A 5,329-nucleotide genomic window follows, 5' to 3' on the forward strand; every position below is an offset into this window, starting at 1 on the left:
GGACTGGAATCCGCACGACTACATCCCGTGGTCGGACGGCAAGAACTACTACGCCCTCGGCGGCCAGGACTGGGAACCCGGACAGTCGGTTCTGTCCGAGGTCGCGCAGGTGTCGATGCTGCAGAACCTCCTGACCGAGGACAACCTGCCCTCGTACCACCGCGAGATCGCGATGAACTTCAGCATGGACGGCCCGTGGGGCTTCTGGGTCAACCGCTGGACCACCGAGGAGAACCGCCACGGCATCGCGCTGCGCGACTACCTCGTCGTCACCCGCTCGATCGATCCCGTGGAACTCGAGGAACTGCGCCTCGAGCAGGTCACCCGTGGCTTCAGCCCAGGCCAGGGCAACCAGGGCGACATGTTCGCCGAGACTCTCTTCGACTCGGTCATCTACGTGACCTTCCAGGAGCTGGCCACCCGGGTGTCGCACCGCAACACCGGCAAGGCATGCAACGAGACCATCGCCGACCAGCTGCTGCAGCGGGTGTCGGCCGACGAGAACCTGCACATGATCTTCTACCGCGACGTCAGCGCTGCCGGCCTGGACATGGCCCCCAACCAGGCGATGAAATCGCTGCACCGGGTGCTGCGCAACTTCAAGATGCCCGGGTACACGGTGCCCGAGTTCCGTCGCAAGGCAGTCATCATCGCCGTCGGCGGCGTGTACGACCCCCGAATCCATCTCGACGACGTGGTGATGCCCGTGCTGAAGAAGTGGCGCATCTTCGAGCGTGAGGACTTCACCGGTGAGGCCGCGGAGATGCGCGACGACCTCGGCAAGCTGGTCGAGGAACTCGAGGAAACCTGCGAGAAGTTCGAGGTAGCCAAGGAACGTCGCATGGAGCGCGAGCGCAAGGTGGCCGAGAAGAAGGCCATGAAGAACCTCTTGGTGTCGACATCAGCGTCTTAGCCGAGCCCAAAGCTGAAGCGTCGGCCCGGTCTGCTCTGCAGATCGGGCCGATCGCGTTGCGCAGTCCCGTCGTGCTCGCCCCGATGGCCGGAGTCACGAACGTCGCCTTCCGCACCCTGTGCCGCGAGCTCGAACTCGCCCGCGCGGGCACCGTCAGCGGCCTGTACGTATGCGAGATGGTCACGGCTCGTGCGCTCGTCGAGCGAAACGCCAGCACGCTGCACATGACGACCTTCGGCCCTGACGAGTCGCCGCGGTCGCTGCAGCTCTACACCGTCGATCCCGAGACCACCTACGCGGCGGCCAAGATGATCGTCGACGAGGACATGGCCGACCACATCGACATGAACTTCGGCTGTCCCGTACCCAAGGTCACGCGTCGGGGCGGGGGCGCCGCGCTTCCGTACAAGCGCAAGCTCTTCGGCCAGATCGTGGCGGCCGCGGTCCGCGCCACGGCGGGCACCGGCATCCCGGTCACCGTGAAGTTCCGCATCGGCATCGACGACGCCCACCACACCCATCTGGACGCAGGCCGGATCGCCGCCGAGGAGGGTGCCGCCGCGATCGCGTTGCACGCCCGCACTGCCGCGCAGCGCTACTCCGGCAGCGCCGACTGGGACCAGATCGCCCAGCTGAAGCAGCACGTCACCGACATTCCCGTTCTCGGCAACGGCGACATCTTCGACGCGGGCGACGCATTGGCCATGATGACCGCCACCGGATGTGACGGAGTCGTCATCGGCCGTGGCTGCCTCGGCCGGCCGTGGCTGTTTGCCGAACTGTCCGCGGCGTTCACCGGCAGCGAGCCACCCACGCCGCCGACACTGGGCGAGGTCGCCGACATCGCCCGGCGCCACGGCGAGCTCCTCGCCGACCACTTCGGCGAGGACAAGGGCATGCGCGACATCCGCAAGCACGTCGCCTGGTACCTGCACGGCTTCCCCGCCGGTTCCGATCTTCGGCGCGCATTGGCACTGGTCAAGACGTTGGCCGAACTCGACGAACTGCTGTCTCAGCTCGACCCCGACGTGCCGTTCCCCAGTGCGGCAGAGGGCCCGAGGGGTCGGCAGGGGTCCCCCGGTTCGGTGACGCTTCCCGAGGGGTGGCTGACCGATCCCGACGACTGCACGGTGCCATCCGGTGCCGACGTCATGCATTCCGGAGGTTGACTTCATCTCGGTAGCCGACCCGTCGCCGAGACTTCACCGAGATGGCGCCGAGATGGCACTGACATCTCCTAGGACTGGCTCCGTCCCGGAGTATCTCAGTACGATGGGACTTCACTACGACGGGCTTCGACTGGCGGAGTCCCGCACGTGCTGCTAAAGAACTAGAAGCACGATCACGATTTCTGCGCCGAGGGCGCGACGACCATGACAGTCGGAGGCCGGTGAGACATGAGTGACGGCGACAACGCCGCCCCCGGTCGTCGGTCTCCAAACAAGCCCGACGCGGCCGACAAGCCGGACCCTCCCTGGCTTACCCGATCCGCGCGGTCAATACCAGGCGCCGCGCCGTGGGAACGCGGACGCATCTCCAGAGACGACGCGCCCGACCCCGAACCTTCCGCGTCACCCGTTGGGGGCAGCCACACCGACGGAGTGACGGTTGCCGACCTGATCGCCAAGGTGTCCGGGTCGGTCCCCGATCAGACCAGGGACGAGCCGAGGCGACGCCGTCCTCCGATCGTCGAGCAGGATCCCGACACCGAAGTCATCCCAGTCGTGCCCGCCCATGCGTCGGAGCTGCCGATCCTGACGGAACACCTCAGCGATCCGGCGCTTCCCGAGCGGGTCGGCGCGGCCGCGGAGCCCGTCAAGCTCGCATCGCACCGCGGTCGGCGAACGGCGATGGTCGCCGGTCGCGTGGCGGCGGCGCTGATCGCGGTGCTGGCGCTCGCCATGACCGGCGCGGCGTGGCAATGGCAGGCGACGAAGAACAACAACCTCAACAAAGTGGCGGCACTGGACCCGGACTCGCGGGACATCCTGGACCCCAGCGCTCAGTACGGTGACGAGAACTTCCTCATCGTCGGCGTCGACAGCCGCATCGGCGCGAACAGCGACATGGGCGCGGGCACCACCGACGACGCTGCGGGTGCGCGGTCGGACACCATCATGCTGGTCAACATCCCGGCCAACCGCAAACGCGTTGTCGCCGTGTCATTTCCGCGCGACCTGTCGATCACGCCCATGCAGTGCGAGCCATGGAACGCGGACACGGGCGCCTACGGTCCGATCACCGACGAAGAGTCGCCGATGTACGGGATGGAGAAGGTCTACACCGAGACCAAGTTGAACTCCGCCTACGCCGTCGGCGGCCCGAAGTGTCTGGTGAAGGTCATCCAGAAGCTGTCGGGTCTATCGGTCAACCGGTTCATGGCGGTCGACTTCGCGGGCTTTGCGACGATGGTCGACGCTCTCGGTGGCGTCGAGGTATGCAGCACCACGCCGCTGCAGGACTACGAACTCGGCACCGTGCTCGCGAGCGCAGGCCGTCAGGTCATCGACGGCCACACGGCCCTGCAGTACGTGCGCGCCCGCCAGGTCACCACGGAGACCAACGGCGACTACGGACGCATCAAACGCCAGCAGCTGTTCCTGTCCTCGCTGTTGCGGTCGCTGATCTCCAAGGACACCTTCTTCAGCCTCAACAAGCTGAACAACGTCGTCAACATGTTCATCAACGACAGCTACGTCGACAACATCCAGACCAAGGACCTCGTCGACCTCGGCCAGTCCGTTCAGGGCGTGAACGCGGGCCGCATCACCTTCGTCACCATCCCGACGGTCGGATACGCCGACGAGTACGGCAACGAGGTCCCCCGCACCGACGACACGCGGTCGCTGTTCGACGCGATCATCAACGACGATCCGCTGCCGGAGGAGAAGAACGCCGACAACACCCCGGTTCCCGAGACACCCGAGGCCACCAGCTCCGCGCCCGCTCCGGCCGACGCCACCGGCGAACTCGTCAATGCGGTCACCACCAACCCCGGTGACATCACCGTTCGGGTTTCCAACTCCACCGGCGAGAACGGCCTGGCCTCGACCGCGGCAAGCGAACTCCAGCAGCATGGCTTCAACGTCGAGACACCGGACGACTACCCCGGCCCGCTGGACTCGACGACGGTGTTCTTCTCCGCCGGCAACGAGCAGGCCGCCGCCACCGTGGCCTCGTCGTTCAAGACGTCGACGATCGAGCGCGCGTCCGGTATCGGTGACGTCATCCAGGTGGTGCTCGGCTCCGACTTCAACCAGGTCAGCGCGCCGGAACCCAGCGGATCATCAGTGCAGGTACACGTGCTTCACGACAGTGGCGGCTCGAGCACCCACCTCCCGGAGGACCTGACGGTCACCAACGCCGCCGATACCACCTGCGAATGACGTCCTGAGCACCATCGCGGCAGGTGGCATTCACCTTTCGTTCACCATCGAGGTCGTGACGATCTTGGCGTACAGACCGTAGGCTTGAGACATGCGTACCGCTTACCACGAGCAGCTGGCTGCACTGACGGACCAGCTCGGCGAGATGTGCGGGCTTGCCGGCGCCGCGATGGAACGCGCGACCCAGGCTCTGCTGCAAGCCGACCTCGTCCTGGCCGAACAGGTCATCACCGACCACGAACACATCGCCGCGATGAGCGGGCGTGCCGAGGAAGCAGCGTTCGTCCTGCTGGCATTGCAGGCTCCGGTCGCGGGTGACCTTCGTGCGATCGTCAGCTCGATCCAGATCGTCGCAGACGTCGACCGGATGGGCGCCCTCGCGCTTCACGTCGCCAAGATTGCGCGTCGCCGGCATCCGCAGCACACCCTTCCCGAGGAAGTGAACGGTTACTTCGCCGAAATGGGCCGGGTGGCAGTCGATCTCGGAAACAGCGCACAAGAGGTGCTGGTCACCAGAGACCCGGAGAAGGCTGCGCGCATCCGCGAAGAGGACGACGCGATGGACGACCTCCACCGCCACCTGTTCTCGGTGTTGATGGACCGCGAGTGGAAGCACGGCGTCACCGCGGCAGTCGACGTCACCCTTCTGAGTAGGTTCTACGAACGCTTCGCCGACCACGCGGTCGAGGTCGCCCGTCGCGTCATCTTCCAGGTCACCGGCCGGTTCCCGGACGAGGAAGCGGTCCCCGCCGCTCAGTGACGGGTAATCCTCACCCCGTCCCGTCGCGCCGACAGCAGATCTCGCAGCACCTTCGCGACCACGCCTAAGTCGGCGTTGCTGTAGGCCTGCAGAAAGTCGTGCAGCCCGCGGGCCATCTCGTCGTGCAGTTGCTGGTGTGCGCCGCACACCAGGTCGCCGTCTGCGGTGAGCGCCAGCTCGACCTCCTTCCGGTTCCCCGGGAGCGGTATGCGCTCAACCAGGCCGGCCTCCACCAGTCGCTGGACGTGCTTGGACACCGTGCCCTTCAAC

At 66.2% G+C, this 5,329-nt stretch carries 5 protein-coding genes; 4 read left to right on the forward strand and 1 reads right to left on the reverse strand.

The window, feature by feature from the left end; genetic code table 11:
- The 4 genes from ACRDUX_RS14965 to phoU all read left to right on the forward strand — a co-directional run.
- Positions 1-913, forward strand: a 913-nt coding sequence (locus tag ACRDUX_RS14965) for an acyl-ACP desaturase (RefSeq protein ID WP_526414808.1), incomplete at its 5' end; no start/stop codon positions are given.
- Positions 901-2,082: a tRNA dihydrouridine synthase DusB gene (dusB, locus tag ACRDUX_RS14970; protein WP_526414812.1), complete on the forward strand. Its 1,182-nt coding sequence runs from the start codon at positions 901-903 to the stop codon at positions 2,080-2,082. The genes ACRDUX_RS14965 and dusB, both read left to right, overlap by 13 nt.
- 228 nt (positions 2,083-2,310) lie before the next feature.
- On the forward strand, positions 2,311-4,299 hold the full coding sequence (locus tag ACRDUX_RS14975; RefSeq protein WP_526414809.1) for an LCP family protein: 1,989 nt from the start codon (positions 2,311-2,313) through the stop codon (positions 4,297-4,299).
- A gap of 91 nt (positions 4,300-4,390) precedes the next feature.
- Complete coding sequence (phoU, locus tag ACRDUX_RS14980; protein ID WP_526414810.1) at positions 4,391-5,059, forward strand: phosphate signaling complex protein PhoU; 669 nt, start codon at positions 4,391-4,393, stop codon at positions 5,057-5,059.
- On the opposite strand, the gene ACRDUX_RS14985 is transcribed toward phoU, so the two are convergent.
- Positions 5,053-5,329 (reverse strand): MarR family winged helix-turn-helix transcriptional regulator (locus tag ACRDUX_RS14985; RefSeq protein WP_526414811.1); only part of this gene is annotated, 277 nt, incomplete at its 5' end. The genes phoU and ACRDUX_RS14985 overlap by 7 nt on opposite strands.

This window comes from Mycobacterium sp. (assembly GCF_050701675.1).
Classification (GTDB): domain Bacteria; phylum Actinomycetota; class Actinomycetes; order Mycobacteriales; family Mycobacteriaceae; genus Mycobacterium.

Coding starts and splice junctions, on each gene's coding strand:
- ACRDUX_RS14975 (WP_526414809.1), top strand. CDS start 2,311: ATGAGTGACGGCGACAACGCCGCCCCCGGTCGTCGGTCTCCAAACAAG.
- phoU (WP_526414810.1), top strand. CDS start 4,391: ATGCGTACCGCTTACCACGAGCAGCTGGCTGCACTGACGGACCAGCTC.